This window comes from Microbacterium sp. 71-36, assembly GCF_001898305.1.
GTDB lineage: Bacteria > Actinomycetota > Actinomycetes > Actinomycetales > Microbacteriaceae > Microbacterium.
Map to the genome: position 1 here is coordinate 1 of NZ_MKTP01000002.1, position 13,775 is coordinate 13,775.

Below are 13,775 nucleotides of genomic sequence, written 5' to 3' on the forward strand. Positions count from 1 at the left end.
CACACGGTGACCCGGCTTCAATCATCTCCAACACGGCCTCCGAGGGGATTTCCTGCGACGACCCCTACTTCGCCACCGATTCCACCGGATCAATTCCGGGGTTTGGCAACACGCCCTAGTGGGCTGGCCGTCGCCGGAAAAGAATCCACCGAGACCCTGCGGGTGGAGCTGAAGCAGAGGTATCAGCGCATCATAAACGAAGTTCAGTTGGCGCGCTTGAACAAAATGATGGACGTGCTGGACGAGGACATCTTGAGCTCGACGCAGGATTTCACGTACATAGTTATCGATGACCTAGACAAAGACTGGGTCGACGCAAAGCTCACCAACGAACTGATCATGGCTCTCTTCAAGACTGTGCACGATCTGAAGCGAGTCCGAAACCTCAAAGTGCTTGTCGCTTTGCGGACAAACATATTCCAGCACCTTGATTTCGGCGCCGCTAGCGGCGGGCAGGAGGAGAAGTTTCGGTCGCTTGTCCTGCCGATGAACTGGACCCGACAGCAACTTACGGACCTGATTGATCAGCGAATCCGCGTCGCGAGCCAGCGTCAAGATGCCGCCGTCGCCCGAGTTGTGGAGATTCTACCGAATCCCAACGCGCGGCGTGGTAATGCGTTGGAGTATCTGCTTGATCGGACACTGCTGCGTCCCCGCGATTTTATCTCTTTTGTTCGTGAATGCCTCGCGCAAAGCGAGGGGAAGTCGCAGATATCTTGGGATTCTATCCATCGCGCAGAGATTGTATATTCGGAGAACCGGCTTCTCGCGCTCCGAGACGAGTGGAAGACAAACTACCCAGGAATCGATCTTGTATTCGAGACGTTCCGGAACGCTGACGGTCGCATGTCTCGCGAGAACATGCAGCGGCGGCTGGATGACTGTATTATGTTGCTCGCCGAAGATCGATTCACCGGAGTTGGTTGGCTGACACCGCTTGGGGATGCCGTCTTGGGCGGCGCGGCCGAGCTGTCGTGGGCGCGGCGTTATGGTCCGATACTTCGAATGCTCTTCGACATAGGCTTCTTGGGTGTAAGTGCGGCCGGGAAGAGAACGCCTGTTTTTGCCGTGGACGAGCCAAACGCGTTGAAGTTCGATCAGCAGATCGACCGCATAGAGGCCTTCTACGTGGCGCGGGCCTATCACTCGGCGCTAGAGGTGAGGACCGCGGACTCTCGAAACGTTGGTTGGTCTAACGAGAGCCGCGACGATTCGGACGCGTCATTAGCTCTGTAATGCACCTCTTCTGGGATGGAGGCGACGTGCAAGTACCGATTCACTGCGGCGGTTCCTTCCCGCGGCGCGGTGACGATGGGGCGGCAATTGCTCGGTATTTCATTGAGGTTGCGCGCGGGCACGCGAGCGGGCACCACGCCCAGTCGCTGTAAATCTTCGTGCGCGTAAGCGTGGTTGTGGGCGTACTGGTTCGGCGGCGACTGGTGCCCCTGGTTGAGCGGGGCCGCGTCGAGCTACACAACCCGCCGAAACCGCGGCCCCGCATACCCGTCCCGCTCCACATCCCCCAGGAACATCTCCACCGGCCGCACCCAGTACGAGTAGTCGTCGTAGAGCTTCCGGTACGAGACGAAGACCTCCTCGGTCTCGGAGTGCCGCGCGATTCCGAACACCTCGTACCGCTGGCCCTTGAAGTGCTCGTAGATGCCGGGCTCGATCTTCATGCAGGCGTCTCCCATTCGTGGCGGTGAACCACGAAAGAGTCTGTCAGCCGGGCGAACCTTGGCACTGCGCCGACCCCTGTCGAGGCTCTCGGTGATCGTGATCCTCCGCCGTTCGTTCTCGCGCGGACCGCAGGGAGGGAACGATCACGGTCGCATCGAGCACATCTGGGGCCCGCGCACACCGTTCGCGCGAGGGGAGCGGTGGCCTGTCCGCGTCGACCTGAAGCCTGCGGACGCCCTGACCGAGGCCAACGTCGATCGCTGGGTGCAGTCCGTGTGCGTCCTATGCAGCAATGGGTGCGGTACCTCGACTAAATGATCAGTGGGTATGGGGTGCGCGCAGTCACTCCACCGGCGCGGACGCCGCACGGCGACTGTGCACGAGCCCTGCCGCGCCGATGCCGAACCAGACGACATTCAGGGCAGCGGACGGCCACGCCGACAATGAGACGCAGTTGACCAGGAGCGCGAGGCCTCCCACCAGGTTCATCGTCTGGTAGACCCATCCCCCGGCGGCCAGCCGACCGGCGGTCAACAGCGCGTAGGCGGCGACGAGAAGCACCGTACCCGCCCAGCCGACGATTCCCATCACGATCTCCACGGTGTTCTCCTCTGCTTGTTCGGGCAGGATGGCATTTACAGAGGCTTACGCGGTATCCGCTCTGCGTGAAGCAGGAGTAAAGGTGGGCTTATGGATGCTGACGTGCCGCGCTTGATGGTGTTGCGTGCCGTGCGTGATGCGGGCGGCATCCTCGCGGCGGCCGACGAGCTGGGCGTGAGTTCGTCTGCGGTGTCGCAACAGGTGTCGAAGCTCGAACGTGAGACCGGGCTCGTCCTCGTCGTCCGCAGCGCGAGCGCTGCGGCCCGGCTCACGCCCGCGGGGCGACGGCTCGCGGAACGCGCCGACGCGATCGCCGCCGAGCTCCGGTCCGTCCGGGATGACATCGCTCAGCTCGCGGGGGAGGGTCGGCGGACGGTGCGCGTCGGCGCGTTTCCCTCGGCTTTGCAGGCGCTGGTCATCCCTGCCGCGGCGGCTCTGTCTTCGACACTCGCGCTGGACGTTAGGGCGATCGAGATTCGTGATGAGGCGGTTGCGCTCGACGCTCGGCTTCGCGCGGGAGACTTCGATCTCGTGCTCACCAAGAAGGACGGACTTCGTCCGCCCGGCGCGGGCATTGTCGAAACCGTTCTGCGTGACGACCCGTACCGCGTCGTCATCCCCGCATCGTGGCCCGTACCCCACTCGGTAGCCGACCTCGTAGAGCGCCCGTGGACCGGGCATCCCGCGGGCACCCCTGGGCGAGCCGCACTCGACCGCCTCGCGCAGCGCGAAGGCGTCGTGCTGCGCATAGAACACGAATGCACCGAGTACCCGGTCGCCATCGCGTTGGCGGCGGCGGGCTTGTCGGCCGGCATCGTCCCTCAGCTCGCGCTGACGGCAGGCTCACCCGACGGCATCCGGGTCCTAGATCTTCCCGACGTCGGGTCACGCCGCATCGTCGCGCGCCACCGAGCCGACTTCGCCGCGTCGGTCGCAGTCACCGCGATGCTCGATCACCTCCGGCATCCGGAGTGGATGACGCTGTGCTGAACGCCAGTCTCGGCATCCGGGCGGCCCGTTCAACTGCTCGCCAGCGGGACGACTGGATCTGGGGCCCTTCGCTTCCATCAGGGGCCTGGCGGGACGATTCGTACCCAGATAAAGTTATCTGTATACGTTTTGTTCCACCGGAAGGAAGCCATGGACATCGTTACGCCAAAGTCCGCGGCGCGGGGGGAGAAGAGCCGTACGAGCTTCTATCGCAGCGCGAAGAGTGGCGGGTGGGAGCGGATCGCCCGCGGGTTGTACCTCCCCGTTGATTCCTCCGCGGCGGACTGGGATCAGCTCGAGGCCTCGGCCCGGCGCCCAGAAGCGACGATCTGTCTCGTCTCCGCGCTCGCCTATCACGACCTCACGGATACGATCCCGCAGGCGCTGGACGTTGCCATCCCTCGCGGCACCCGCACCCCGGCCTCGGCGGCCGCCATCGACTGGCATCAGTTCGACGCGGCGACGTTCGATCTGGAGCGAGAGAACATCGCCATCCCCGGCAGCGCTCAGAAGATCGGGATCTACACACCCGAACGAACGATCGCCGACTGTTTTCGGCTTCGGGCCAGCACCGGCTACGAGATCCCTCGCGACGCCCTCAAGGAGTGGCTGCGCCGCGGGGGGAAACCCGCGAAGCTGATGAAGATCGCGCGAGCGCTCCCGCGGAGCACGAAGCCCGTCCTCGACGCGTTGGAGATCCTGGCGTGAGCGGCGACGAGGCTTTCCGCGCGATTCAGCGGCGCGCCCGCGCCAACGCGGCGGCGAGCGGCACACCGGTGGCGACCCAGGAATACCTGCTGCGTCATGCGTTGGAGTCCTTTCTCGCGCGGCTCGCGATGACCGTCCACGGGTCGGACTTCGTTCTGAAGGGCGGTCTCCTCCTCGGGGCATATGGAGTCCGCCGACCGACGAAGGATGCGGACTCGAACGCCATTTCCGCAGACGTGACACCGGGGCATCTTCGGGAGGTCATTGCGGACGTCGCCGCAGTCGAGACCGATGACGGCGTGGAGTTTCTACTGGACAGCCTCACCGTGGAGGACATCCGAGACGATGCCGACTATCCGGGTGTTCGGGTCCGCCTCCAAGCTCGCGTGGCGAGCTGGCGCGGTGTCATCGCATGGGATGTCTCGACGGGAGACCCCATCGTGCCGGCTCCGCGCGAGGTGACTCTCCCTCGCATCCTTGGAGACCCGATCACGCTCGTCGGATACGCGCCGGAATCGACGATCGCTGAGAAGGGCGTCACAATTCTCGAACGAGGAACCACGAGCACCCGTTGGCGCGACTACGTCGACATCGTGACACTTGGCGAAGCGGGCGTCGACCGGGCGCAGCTTCAGCAGGCCGTTCGCGCCGTCGCGGCATACCGCGGTGTTGAGCTGAGTGCCATCGGTCCCGTGCTCGAGGGGTACGGCGATCTCAGTCAGCCCAAATGGGCCGCATGGCGACGACGAGAGCGTCTGGAAGACGTGTGCGAGGCGAACCTCGACGATCAGATCGTTCGGGTCGCAGCGATCCTTGATCCGGTATTCGACGAGGCATGATTTCGGTGCTTGCCGCCCCGATCGTGGCAGCGGATTCTTGTAGGCCGGCTCCCGTCACGCCGCGATCCGGATCAGTCCGAGCGCGACGAGGGTGACGCCCGTGGTCCACAGCGCGATCGCCGTAGCCTGCCACCCGAGCACGCGCGCGGGGGACACGCCCGTGGAGGTGAGCGCCGCGGCGGTGAACTGCGTCGGCAGCAGCAGAGGACCCAGCAGGCTCACGCCGGGGGTGCCGTAGCGGTGGTACGCCTTCTCGAACTTCTCGCGTCGGGCGGTCGGGGTCGTCGTGGGGGCACCGCGACGAGTCGTGACGGCCGCTCGGACCCGCGACGTCGCGAGTACGACGATCCCCACGCACAGCAGATTGCCGATGGCGGCCGCGAGCACGGCGACGAGCGGATGGATGCCGCCGATGATGCCGATCGCGGCGGCCCCCTCGCCTTCGATGAACGGCACCGCCCCCGCGGCCGCGATGATGAGCGGCTGCACGAGTTCCGGCACGGCGGCGACGAGGCCTTGGAATCCGAGGACGAGATCGCTGAGAGGGTTCGACATGAGGTCTCCTGGGGGATGAGTTCGCGGGCTTTCCGCGGTGATTCCATTCCATTCGCCGGGGATCGACGACGGCAGTGCCGGGGTGTCACTGATCTTCGGGAGGATGCGGGGCGGCAGGCGTGACGAATGTCACCGACGTGACGGTCAGTTCGCCAGGTCGTCCAGCCACGACGACCGCAGCCGAGACGCCCGCTCGACGCTCGCGGCCACGACGACGAGCGTGACGGCCAGGTTCACCGCGGGCGGAAGATGCAGCGGCCACGTGAAGGTGCCGATGTTCTCGGCGATCGGGGGGATGTGCGAGACGGTGTCGACCAGCTGCGGAACCGCGAGGCAGACCCCCGCGACCACGATCGCCGTCGACAGGATGCCGATGAGTCGACTCGCGGCGCGGTGATCCCTGTCGAGCGCGGCCCGGCGTCCTTCCGCGGAGCGGGGATGGGGGACGAGCTGGCGCTCGTCGCCGGCATCCGAGACGAAGTGGCACCGGCGGAGGCCGTAGCCGCCCACCGCGACCTCGATGTGCCCGCCGGGCACAGCGAACCGGGCAGGAAGGCGCGATACGGCGTCGAGGGCCCCATCGCGGTAGAGGCGTGCGCGTACGTCGCCGTCACCGCTGTCGCCGAGTTGATGCACATCGACGGTGTAGACGACCGTTCGACCGGTGGCATCCGGAATGGTCAGCGAGAGTTGCGACCGGCTCAGCACCTGCCACCAGCGGAACGGAGCGAGCGGTCGTCCGTCGCCGGCGCGCGAGCGCCGCTCGGCGAGCCGAGCCCGCAGGGAACGGGAGCGCGGGGCCGTCACAGCAGAACCTCGCTGAGAGGGAAGACGAGGTAGCGCAGAGAATATGCCTCCCAGACGGCCCCGATCACCAGCAGGACGACCGCGGGGATCGACAGGATGCCGAGACTCCGCAGGCCCCGCAGGTATCCGGCGCGTCGCGTCGGCGCGCTCACGCTCGCGGGACGGAGCCAGGCGCGTCCCAGCAGGAACACCCCGAGCGCGAGCAGCGCATACGCCTGGAGTTCGATGAGCACGGTGAGGGAGTGGGGGATCATCGCCACCCACGCGAGCGAGGTCGACGGAACGAGGGTGATGCCGGTCTCGACCAGCCAGTATCCGAAGAACGCGAGCCCGGCGAACGGCACGATCAGCGACGGGACGACGATCGTCAGCAGGCTGAGGCGCAGCACGTTCACCGCCAGGATCACGAGGGCGAACAGCGGTGCCGACTCGGCGACCGCGCCGACGAGGTCGCCCGTCCCGTCCGTGGCGAGCGTGGCGGCGCGAGCGGCGGGGAGCGCAGGGAAGAGCAGGCCGATCACGAAACCGATGACGAACAGCCCGTAGGTGGAGGCGGTGATGATCGCGTACGCGCGGCGGTTCTCGCGGAGCAGGGGGAAGGGCCGACGCCAGACCGGCGTGCGTGGGGTGGTGGGGGACGACATGCTTCCATCGCAGTCGCTTCCGCAACTGCGTGACAGTGTCGCGGCGTCACGACCCGGCATGACATCGGTCAGGGATGTCGTCGCCCGCGGGGCCACCCATGACGGATGTCACGCACGTACAGTGGCCGGGGTGATCACCCCGACCGCCGCCTACGCTCGTGACGTGAGCGTCACGTGGTGGTACACCGCGTCGTCGATCCTCTTCCTCCACGCGTTCGCAGCCGTCACGTGGACGATCGGGGTGTTCGCCGAAGGGACCCCGACCGTCCTCGTGCTGAACCTTCTCGGCGTCGCCGGGTCGCTGGCATCCGCGGTGCTCCTGCTCGTGCGCTACCGTCGCGAGCCGCTCGACGACGCCGATGTCATCGCTCGGCGGCCGGTGTGGCCGCTGGTCGTGTCGGGGATCGTGGCAGCCGCCGCGATGGGTCTTTCGACCGGCTCGCTCCTCCTGGGCGTGGGATTCGCCGCGCAGACTCTGTGCCTGGTGCGGTGGCGTGCGGGCGTGCGAGTGCGCCTGGCGGTGCTGTCGATCGTCGTGATCGTCGCGGTGTGGCTGATCGAGGTCACGCGCCTGCAGCCCCAGGGCTACGCGCAGGTGTTCGCGTTGCCCTTCTTCGTCGCGCTCCTGCCTCCGCTGACCGCGACCTCGCTGTGGTGGTGGGACATCGTGCGCGAACTCGATCGCGCGCGCCGGGCTGAGGGGCGCCTCGCCGCAGCCCAGGAGCGTCTGCGCCTCGCGGGTGACCTCCATGACCTGCAGGGCCACCACCTGCAGGTGATCGCGCTGCAGCTCGAACTCGCCGAGAAGATGATGACGCGCGATCCAGAAGCCGCTGCACAGCAGGTGCGTGCCGCCCGCGTCAGCGTCGACGACGCCCGCCGCGGGACCCGTGATCTCGCGGCGCGCTTCCGCGGTGTGCCCCTCCCGGACGAACTCGCCAACGCCGCCGACCTCCTCCGAGCTGCCGGCCTCACCGTCGACCTGATCGTGGACGTCAGCGCAGATCGTGCACCGGCAGACGTACTCGGACCGGTGGTGCGCGAATCGACGACCAACGTCTTGAAACACGGCGGCGGGGTGTCGGCATCCCTCTCTCTCGTCCGTCAAGACGGGGCCTGGGTGCTGGTCGTCGAGAACGACTCCCGGGCGGCCACGGTTCCCGTGAGCGACGGCGCCGGGCTCTCCGGAATCGCCGAGCGGGTCGGAGCGCTGGGCGGCGTCATGGATGCCACCCGCCTCGACGATCGTTTCCGCCTCACCGTCCGCGTGCCCGAGGAGGTCGCCGCGTGATCCGGGTGCTCATCGCCGACGACGAAGACATGATCCGCACGGCGCTCGCCGCGCTCCTGCGTCTGGAGGACGACCTCGAGGTCGTCGCCGAATGCCGCGACGGCGAGACGGCGCTCGCCGAGGCCGAGCGGCTGCGGCCCGACGTCTGCCTCCTCGACCTCGAGATGCCCGGCATGGACGGCATCGACACCGCCGCACGGATCCTGCGGCGCGTGCCGTCTCGGTGCGTCATCGTCACCCGCCACGCGCGGCCCGGCGTGCTGCGGCGCGCTCTCCGCGCGGGAGTGAACGGCTTCCTCCCGAAATCCCGGCCGGCGGATGACGTGGCCGCGGTCATCCGCGAGGTCGCTTCCGGGCGCCGTTACGTCGACCCCGAGATCGCGGCCGACGCGCTGAGCGACGAGCGGAGTCCGCTCACCGATCGGGAGCTCGACGTCCTCCGGGCGGGCGCCCGGGGGGAGACGGTCGCCGAGATCGCGGCATCCCTCCACCTCTCGGGAGGGACCGTGCGCAACCATGTCTCGTCGGTGCTCGGCAAGCTCGGGCTCGCGAGCCGTCAGCAGGCCACGATCCACGCGCGTGAGCGCGGCTGGATCTAGCGGTCCGCCGCGCCTGCCCCGCGCGGTGACGCCGCTTCTGCCAGGCTGACGAAGCGAGCGGAGGAGCACCATGACGGCCAAAATCGACTTCAAGAAGTCCCTCGACCGCTATCAGGCCAGGGTCGGCCGATTCAGGGTCATCGAGATCCCGGAAACGCGCTACCTGATGATCGACGGGCACGGCGACCCCAACACCTCGCCGGCTTACACGCAGGCGTTGCAGGCGCTGTACCCCGTCGCCTACGCGCTGAAGTTCGCGAGCAAACGCGACCTCGGCCGCGACTACGTGGTGCCCCCGCTGGAGGGCCTGTGGTGGGCGGACGACATGGATGCCTTCACCGTGGCGAGAGACAAATCGCGGTGGAGCTGGACGATGATGCTCATGGTCCCCGAGTGGATCGACGGGGCGATGTTCCCTTCCGCCGTCGACGCCGTGCGAGCCAAAGGAGCCGTCGACCAGCTGGATGAGGTGCGGATGGAGTCTCTCGCCGAGGGGCTGTGCGTGCAGACGTTGCACCTCGGCTCCTTCGACGACGAAGCAGACGTGCTGGAGGAGATGCACCACGGGTTCATTCCGGATCACGGGCTCACCATGAGCAGCACGCACCACGAGATCTACCTGAGCGATGCGCGCCGTGTCGCTCCGGAGAAGCTCCGCACCATCCTCCGCCAACCGGTGATCGAGACGGCGACTGCGCGGCATCCGGGCCCGGCGGAGCCCGAGTCCCGCGGGGAGGCCTCCGGCTGATCGCTACGGTGGTGACGTGGATCACGCGGTACAGGCCCTCTCCGACGCGACACCACCGATCGGCCGACTCGTCGACGTGGACGGCCGTCGTCTATGGGTGGACACCCGGGAGGGGCCGGGCCCGTGCGCCGTCTTCCTCCCCGGCTCGGGCGAGATGGGTCTCGACCTGTGGCAGAGCTACGAGAACGTGACTCGCTCTCGGGCCGGCGTCATCTATGACCGGGCGGGCACCGGCTGGAGTTCTCCCGTCGCGCTCCCGCGGACGGCGGCCGCCGTCGCGGAGGAGCTCGATTCGCTGCTGCGGGCGCTGGGTGTGCCGGGAGCCGTCGTCCTGGTCGCGCACTCCCTCGGCGGGGCGTACGCGCAACGATTCGCGCAGCTGTTCCCCGACCGCGTCGCGGGCATGGTTCTGCTCGACCCCGTTCACGGTGCATGGAACGAGGCGATGCCGGAGCGGCTCCGCATCGAAGCCAACGCCTCGACGGCCGTCGTCGTCACCGATGAGCATCGCGCTGCCGGTCGCCGATGGCGGGAGTCGGTCACCAGCGACCTGCCGTCCGAGGTTCGCGAGCTCGTGCGCGCTCGTCACGCCGCCGACGGCCTGCGGACCGGGCCGCGAGAAGGGGCGAACTTCACCGAGATCCTCGACGAGCTCGGGTCCGGACCCTTCGCCGCCCCGACGATCGTTCTCCGGGCGGGCGCGATCGATCCGCTCCAGGCGCAGTTCCGCAGCGGCGACGACCTCCACGAACAGGGTGCGGCCCTGCGCCGGATGTACGACGCGGCTCTGCCCGCGGGGTCGCTGTCTCGCGAACTGCCGACGGCGACGCACTCCGACATCGCCCTGCTGTTCGCGGAGGACGTCGCCGCCGCGGTGAACGACCTCGAAGCGGCACTGCGCACGCAGTGACGCGCGCAGAACGGCGAGGTGCGGCGCGTCGATCTCGACGACCGAACGCAAGCCGGCCCGCGTGTAGCCGAAGCGCTCGACGTCGGGATTGATGGTGTGGTCTGCGCTGGACACGATGCCCCGGGCAGGCTTGGTCTTCCACGCGGCCACCGGCGCCGGTTCGCCGAACGCCAGCGCGGCGAGCGGGCGCTGCGACACCGCGAGGACCTCTGCCGTCTCGAGGGGCACGCGGTGGGCGAAGACGTCGGGGAACGCGGGAGTGCGTCGTCCCTTTGCCCGCCATCGCTCCCCCGGTGTGGGCGTCGTGTCGCCTCATAGCGTTCCCAAAGCTGCCGCCAGGTCGGCGTTTGTGTCGCGCCGTCACAGTCGGTGCCATGACCGATCACTCCTTCATCCCGGCGACGCCGCCGGCGGATTCTTCGCCTTCGTCGGCGCGGCCGCGCCCCACGCTCACCCGACGGATGATCGTCGGGATCAGTGCGGGCGCGCTCGTCCTCGGCCTGCTCGTCGGGGGAGGAGCCGGGTTCGCGTTCGGCAACGCCTCGGCGGCGAACGCGAGCACCTCGAACACGGGGCCCGGCTTCGGCGGCGGCACCCGGCCCGAGATGGGCACCCCGCCCGACGGCGGGACCCCTCCCGACGGCGGGTACGGCGCTCCGCCGCAGGGCGGCTCGGACGGGTCGGACGGGTCGACGGGCGGAACGACCGACGGGTCGAGCAGCGGGTCGGCGAGCTGACTCGCGCTTCGGTGAGTGCGATCGGACGCTGTGTGGTCGCGCGGCTGCACCCCTCGGGGCGTCGCTGCGGCGGGCGACCGGAAAATCCGTCATGCGTAGACGAACGTCTAACGCCATTTTCGGAATGCTATTTCCTTTGTATTTCCTGAATGCCATTATTCTTCGTATCGCCGCAGGCGTGCGAGGGAGCGGCTGATGTTCTCGCTGACGGATTCGTCCCAACGCCCGACCTGGAAAAACGTCGAGGATGACTTCGTCATGGGCGTCTGTTCGCGCGGGCTGTTCGGTTACATCAGTCGCGACCCCGAGGGCGTCTGGACGGCGTTCGACCACGACGCGCAGGCGGTCGCGAGTGCGCCGGACCTCCCCGCGGTGTCGAAGACGCTGTGGTCGCGGCATCTTCCGATTCACCAGCAGCAGTGCGTTCCCACCGGCCGGCCGTCCTGGTGGCGACGGGTCTTTGGCCGCGGACCTTCGCCGGGCGGAACCACCGACGGTTCGGGTGGCGGCGCGGCCTCGGCGCGCTGACGTCGTCGGCGACGGGCCGAGCTCAGGAGCTGCGTACCCCGACGGCAGCAGACGCCAGCCGCTCCACCCGCCTGAGCAGGGCATCGCGATTGTCGTCTTGCTGGAGGATCGCCGCGTCGGCGAGCGCGGTGACGCCCCCGATGAGGAACGACGCGACCGCGCCGGGGTCATGGACGCCGCGAGCGTCCAGCACTTCGGCGAGAGAGTCGCTCAGGGTGGCATCCATGATCCGCTCGGCGGCGCGCGCGCCGACGCCGTAGAAGAGCATGTCGTGGACCTCGAGCTGGTCGAGGTACGCGGTCACCAGTGCCGTGCACCACGCTGACGCCGCGGTGGGCGCATCGGAACCGATGGTGGCGGCCCCTTTCACGGCGTCGAGGATGCGGGCGTCGAACTCCGCCTCGATGGCGTGAACGAGGTGCTGCTTGGTCGGAAACGACAGGTAGACCGTGCCCTTGGCGACGCCCGCGCGGCGGGCGATGGCATCCATGCTCGTCGCGGTGACTCCGTGCGCCAGGAACAGCTCACGTGCCGCGTCGATCACCGCTGCCCGGCGCTGATCCGGCGCGCGACGCGCGAGCTCGATCGTCGGACTCACGCGAGAACTCTCGGATGCCGTTGCGTCCATGCGACGAATCGTTCCATGTACTGGGCGAACCGGTGCGACATTCCGGTGTCGATCAGGCGACCGTCGCCGTCGAAGAGCTCGTAGCTGCCGCCGATGTACAGCTCGGGCTGCTGCATGGTCGGCATGTCGAGGAACACCAGCGACTGGCGGAGGTGGTGGTTCGCTCCGAACGCCCCCATGCGTCCGGGGGATGCGGAGACGACCGCGGCGGGTCGACCGGCGAACACGTTCTGATCGTGTGGAGCGGAGCCCACGTCGATCGCATTCTTGAGGGGTGCGGGGACCGAGCGGTTGTACTCGGGGGTCACGAACAGGACCGCGTCGGTGGCGCGCACGTCCGCGCGAAAGCGCGTCCACGGTGCGGGGGCCTCGCCGGACACCTCGATGTCGAGGTCTTCGTTGTAGAGCGGCAGGTCGGAGATATCGAGGAACCGCGCGTCGACGATGTCGGGGGCGGCGGCCACGAGATTGTCGGCGATGAGCCGGGTGACGGACGTGGAGCGGAGGCTGCCGACGACCACTCCCACGGAGAGGCGTTCGGCGGCGCGGGCGGGCAAGCGGACCATGACACCAACATACATGTTGACTGACCGTCAGTCAGTAGGCTCGGTGTGACTTTCGACGGGGGAAGCGACCGCGGGGCGATGACGTGGCCGGGAAACCTCGCCGCAATCCCTCGTCCCTAGGATCGTGGCCATGACGACCGACACCCTCGACCCGACCGAGACCGCGCACCTCCGACGTGCGATCCAGGTGTCGATCGACGCGCGCGCCCACGGCAACCACCCGTTCGGCGCGATCCTCGTCACCGCGGACGGTCGAGCGCTCGAGGCCGAGAACACGGTCATCACGGATCGCGACGTGACCGGCCACGCCGAGACGAACCTCGTGCGCCTGGCCTGGAAGGAACTGGATGCCACCGAGCTGGCGGCATCCACCCTGTACACGTCGTGCGAACCCTGTGCGATGTGCGCGGGGGCGATGTTCTGGGCGGGGATCGGGCGCATGGTCTACGCCCTGTCGGGACGAGGGCTCATCGCGCTCGCCGAATCGGGCGAAGACGGACGGGAGCTGGACCTGCCGTCTCGTGAGGTGTTCGTCCGCGGGAGCCAGCCGACCGCGGTCTCGGGACCGCACCTCGAAGACGAGGCCGCCGAGCCGCATCGGGGGTTCTGGCGGTGATCGTCCGCGTCTCGGAGGCGCACGTGCGGGACGGCCTCGCCGACGAGTTCCTGACGCTTCTGCGTGAACTCGTCGCGTCATTCCCCGAGCGGTACGACGGATTGCTTCGCCACGACGTGCTCGTCGACCTGGCCGACCCGAGCCGCGTGCAGTACGTCAGCGAGTGGGCGGACGAGGCCGCGCTCGTCGCCTACGCCGGGACGGACTGGCGCACCCAGCCGGTCACGTTCCCGGAAGAGGAGCGGTTCCTGCGGCGGCCGCTCGAGCTGCGGCACTTCGCGTCCACGCCGGTCGGACGCGCCGCAGCCCACTGATGCACCTCGGCGGAG

General features: G+C 68.1%; 19 protein-coding genes. 12 read left to right on the forward strand and 7 right to left on the reverse strand.

What is annotated here, in order from left to right; genetic code table 11:
- Positions 1–162: 162 nt before the first annotated feature.
- On the forward strand, positions 163–1,236 hold the full coding sequence (locus BGO45_RS08670) for a hypothetical protein (protein ID WP_292692962.1): 1,074 nt from the start codon (positions 163–165) through the stop codon (positions 1,234–1,236).
- A gap of 233 nt (positions 1,237–1,469) precedes the next feature.
- Here BGO45_RS08670 and BGO45_RS08675 read toward each other — a convergent pair whose 3' ends face one another.
- Positions 1,470–1,679 (reverse strand): DUF1653 domain-containing protein, encoded by a 210-nt coding sequence (locus BGO45_RS08675; RefSeq protein WP_292692965.1) that lies wholly within the window; start codon positions 1,677–1,679, stop codon positions 1,470–1,472.
- A 343-nt stretch (positions 1,680–2,022) separates the two neighbouring features.
- Positions 2,023–2,280, reverse strand: a complete 258-nt coding sequence (locus BGO45_RS08680; RefSeq protein ID WP_292692968.1) for a hypothetical protein — start codon at positions 2,278–2,280, stop codon at positions 2,023–2,025.
- Positions 2,281–2,370: 90 nt separating this feature from the next.
- Here BGO45_RS08680 and BGO45_RS08685 point away from each other — a divergent pair, with 90 nt between their 5' ends.
- From BGO45_RS08685 to BGO45_RS08695, 3 genes are all read left to right on the forward strand, one after another.
- Positions 2,371–3,270, forward strand: a complete 900-nt coding sequence (locus BGO45_RS08685; protein ID WP_292692969.1) for a LysR substrate-binding domain-containing protein — start codon at positions 2,371–2,373, stop codon at positions 3,268–3,270.
- A gap of 150 nt (positions 3,271–3,420) precedes the next feature.
- Complete coding sequence (locus BGO45_RS08690; protein ID WP_292692972.1) at positions 3,421–3,978, forward strand: hypothetical protein; 558 nt, start codon at positions 3,421–3,423, stop codon at positions 3,976–3,978.
- Positions 3,975–4,817 carry a nucleotidyl transferase AbiEii/AbiGii toxin family protein gene (locus BGO45_RS08695; protein ID WP_292692974.1) on the forward strand — a complete coding sequence of 281 codons (843 nt, stop codon included), beginning with the start codon at positions 3,975–3,977 and terminating at the stop codon, positions 4,815–4,817. Before BGO45_RS08690 ends, BGO45_RS08695 begins: the two co-directional genes overlap by 4 nt.
- A 54-nt stretch (positions 4,818–4,871) precedes the next feature.
- On the opposite strand, the gene BGO45_RS08700 is transcribed toward BGO45_RS08695, so the two are convergent.
- The 3 genes from BGO45_RS08700 to BGO45_RS08710 form a co-directional block, all read right to left on the reverse strand.
- Positions 4,872–5,372 carry a small multidrug efflux protein gene (locus tag BGO45_RS08700; RefSeq protein ID WP_292692976.1) on the reverse strand — a complete coding sequence of 167 codons (501 nt, stop codon included), beginning with the start codon at positions 5,370–5,372 and terminating at the stop codon, positions 4,872–4,874.
- Between the two features lie 144 nt (positions 5,373–5,516).
- Positions 5,517–6,179 (reverse strand): hypothetical protein, encoded by a 663-nt coding sequence (locus BGO45_RS08705; RefSeq protein ID WP_292692979.1) that lies wholly within the window; start codon positions 6,177–6,179, stop codon positions 5,517–5,519.
- Entirely contained in the window at positions 6,176–6,823 is a 648-nt protein-coding gene (locus BGO45_RS08710; RefSeq protein WP_292692981.1) for a hypothetical protein, read from the reverse strand. Before BGO45_RS08710 ends, BGO45_RS08705 begins: the two co-directional genes overlap by 4 nt.
- A 163-nt stretch (positions 6,824–6,986) precedes the next feature.
- Here BGO45_RS08710 and BGO45_RS08715 point away from each other — a divergent pair, with 163 nt between their 5' ends.
- The 6 genes from BGO45_RS08715 (at position 6,987) to BGO45_RS08740 (ending at position 11,636) form a co-directional block, all read left to right on the forward strand.
- Entirely contained in the window at positions 6,987–8,114 is a 1,128-nt protein-coding gene (locus BGO45_RS08715) for a histidine kinase (protein WP_292692983.1), read from the forward strand.
- Complete coding sequence (locus BGO45_RS08720) at positions 8,111–8,713, forward strand: DNA-binding response regulator (protein WP_292692985.1); 603 nt, start codon at positions 8,111–8,113, stop codon at positions 8,711–8,713. The genes BGO45_RS08715 and BGO45_RS08720 overlap by 4 nt, the downstream gene beginning before the upstream one ends.
- A 70-nt stretch (positions 8,714–8,783) precedes the next feature.
- A complete protein-coding gene (locus tag BGO45_RS08725; protein ID WP_292692987.1) occupies positions 8,784–9,461 on the forward strand; it encodes a GyrI-like domain-containing protein in 678 nt (225 codons plus the stop codon).
- Positions 9,462–9,477: 16 nt separating this feature from the next.
- Positions 9,478–10,371 carry an alpha/beta fold hydrolase gene (locus tag BGO45_RS08730; RefSeq protein ID WP_292692988.1) on the forward strand — a complete coding sequence of 298 codons (894 nt, stop codon included), beginning with the start codon at positions 9,478–9,480 and terminating at the stop codon, positions 10,369–10,371.
- Between the two features lie 374 nt (positions 10,372–10,745).
- Positions 10,746–11,108, forward strand: coding sequence for a hypothetical protein (locus tag BGO45_RS08735; RefSeq protein WP_292692990.1), 363 nt, complete (start codon positions 10,746–10,748; stop codon positions 11,106–11,108).
- A 195-nt stretch (positions 11,109–11,303) separates the two neighbouring features.
- Entirely contained in the window at positions 11,304–11,636 is a 333-nt protein-coding gene (locus BGO45_RS08740; protein ID WP_292692991.1) for a hypothetical protein, read from the forward strand.
- A 22-nt stretch (positions 11,637–11,658) separates the two neighbouring features.
- Here the strand turns inward: BGO45_RS08740 and BGO45_RS08745 are convergent, their stop codons facing one another.
- The gene (locus BGO45_RS08745; RefSeq protein WP_292692993.1) at positions 11,659–12,234 is read right to left on the reverse strand and encodes a TetR/AcrR family transcriptional regulator; all 576 of its coding nucleotides are present in this window, start codon (positions 12,232–12,234) and stop codon (positions 11,659–11,661) included.
- Positions 12,231–12,830, reverse strand: coding sequence for an NADPH-dependent FMN reductase (locus tag BGO45_RS08750; RefSeq protein ID WP_292692995.1), 600 nt, complete (start codon positions 12,828–12,830; stop codon positions 12,231–12,233). The genes BGO45_RS08745 and BGO45_RS08750 overlap by 4 nt, the downstream gene beginning before the upstream one ends.
- Before the next feature lie 130 nt (positions 12,831–12,960).
- Between BGO45_RS08750 and BGO45_RS08755 the strand changes: the two genes are divergently transcribed.
- Entirely contained in the window at positions 12,961–13,446 is a 486-nt protein-coding gene (locus BGO45_RS08755; protein WP_292692997.1) for a nucleoside deaminase, read from the forward strand.
- Positions 13,443–13,760, forward strand: coding sequence for an antibiotic biosynthesis monooxygenase (locus tag BGO45_RS08760; protein WP_292692999.1), 318 nt, complete (start codon positions 13,443–13,445; stop codon positions 13,758–13,760). Before BGO45_RS08755 ends, BGO45_RS08760 begins: the two co-directional genes overlap by 4 nt.
- Positions 13,761–13,775: the final 15 nt, after the last annotated feature.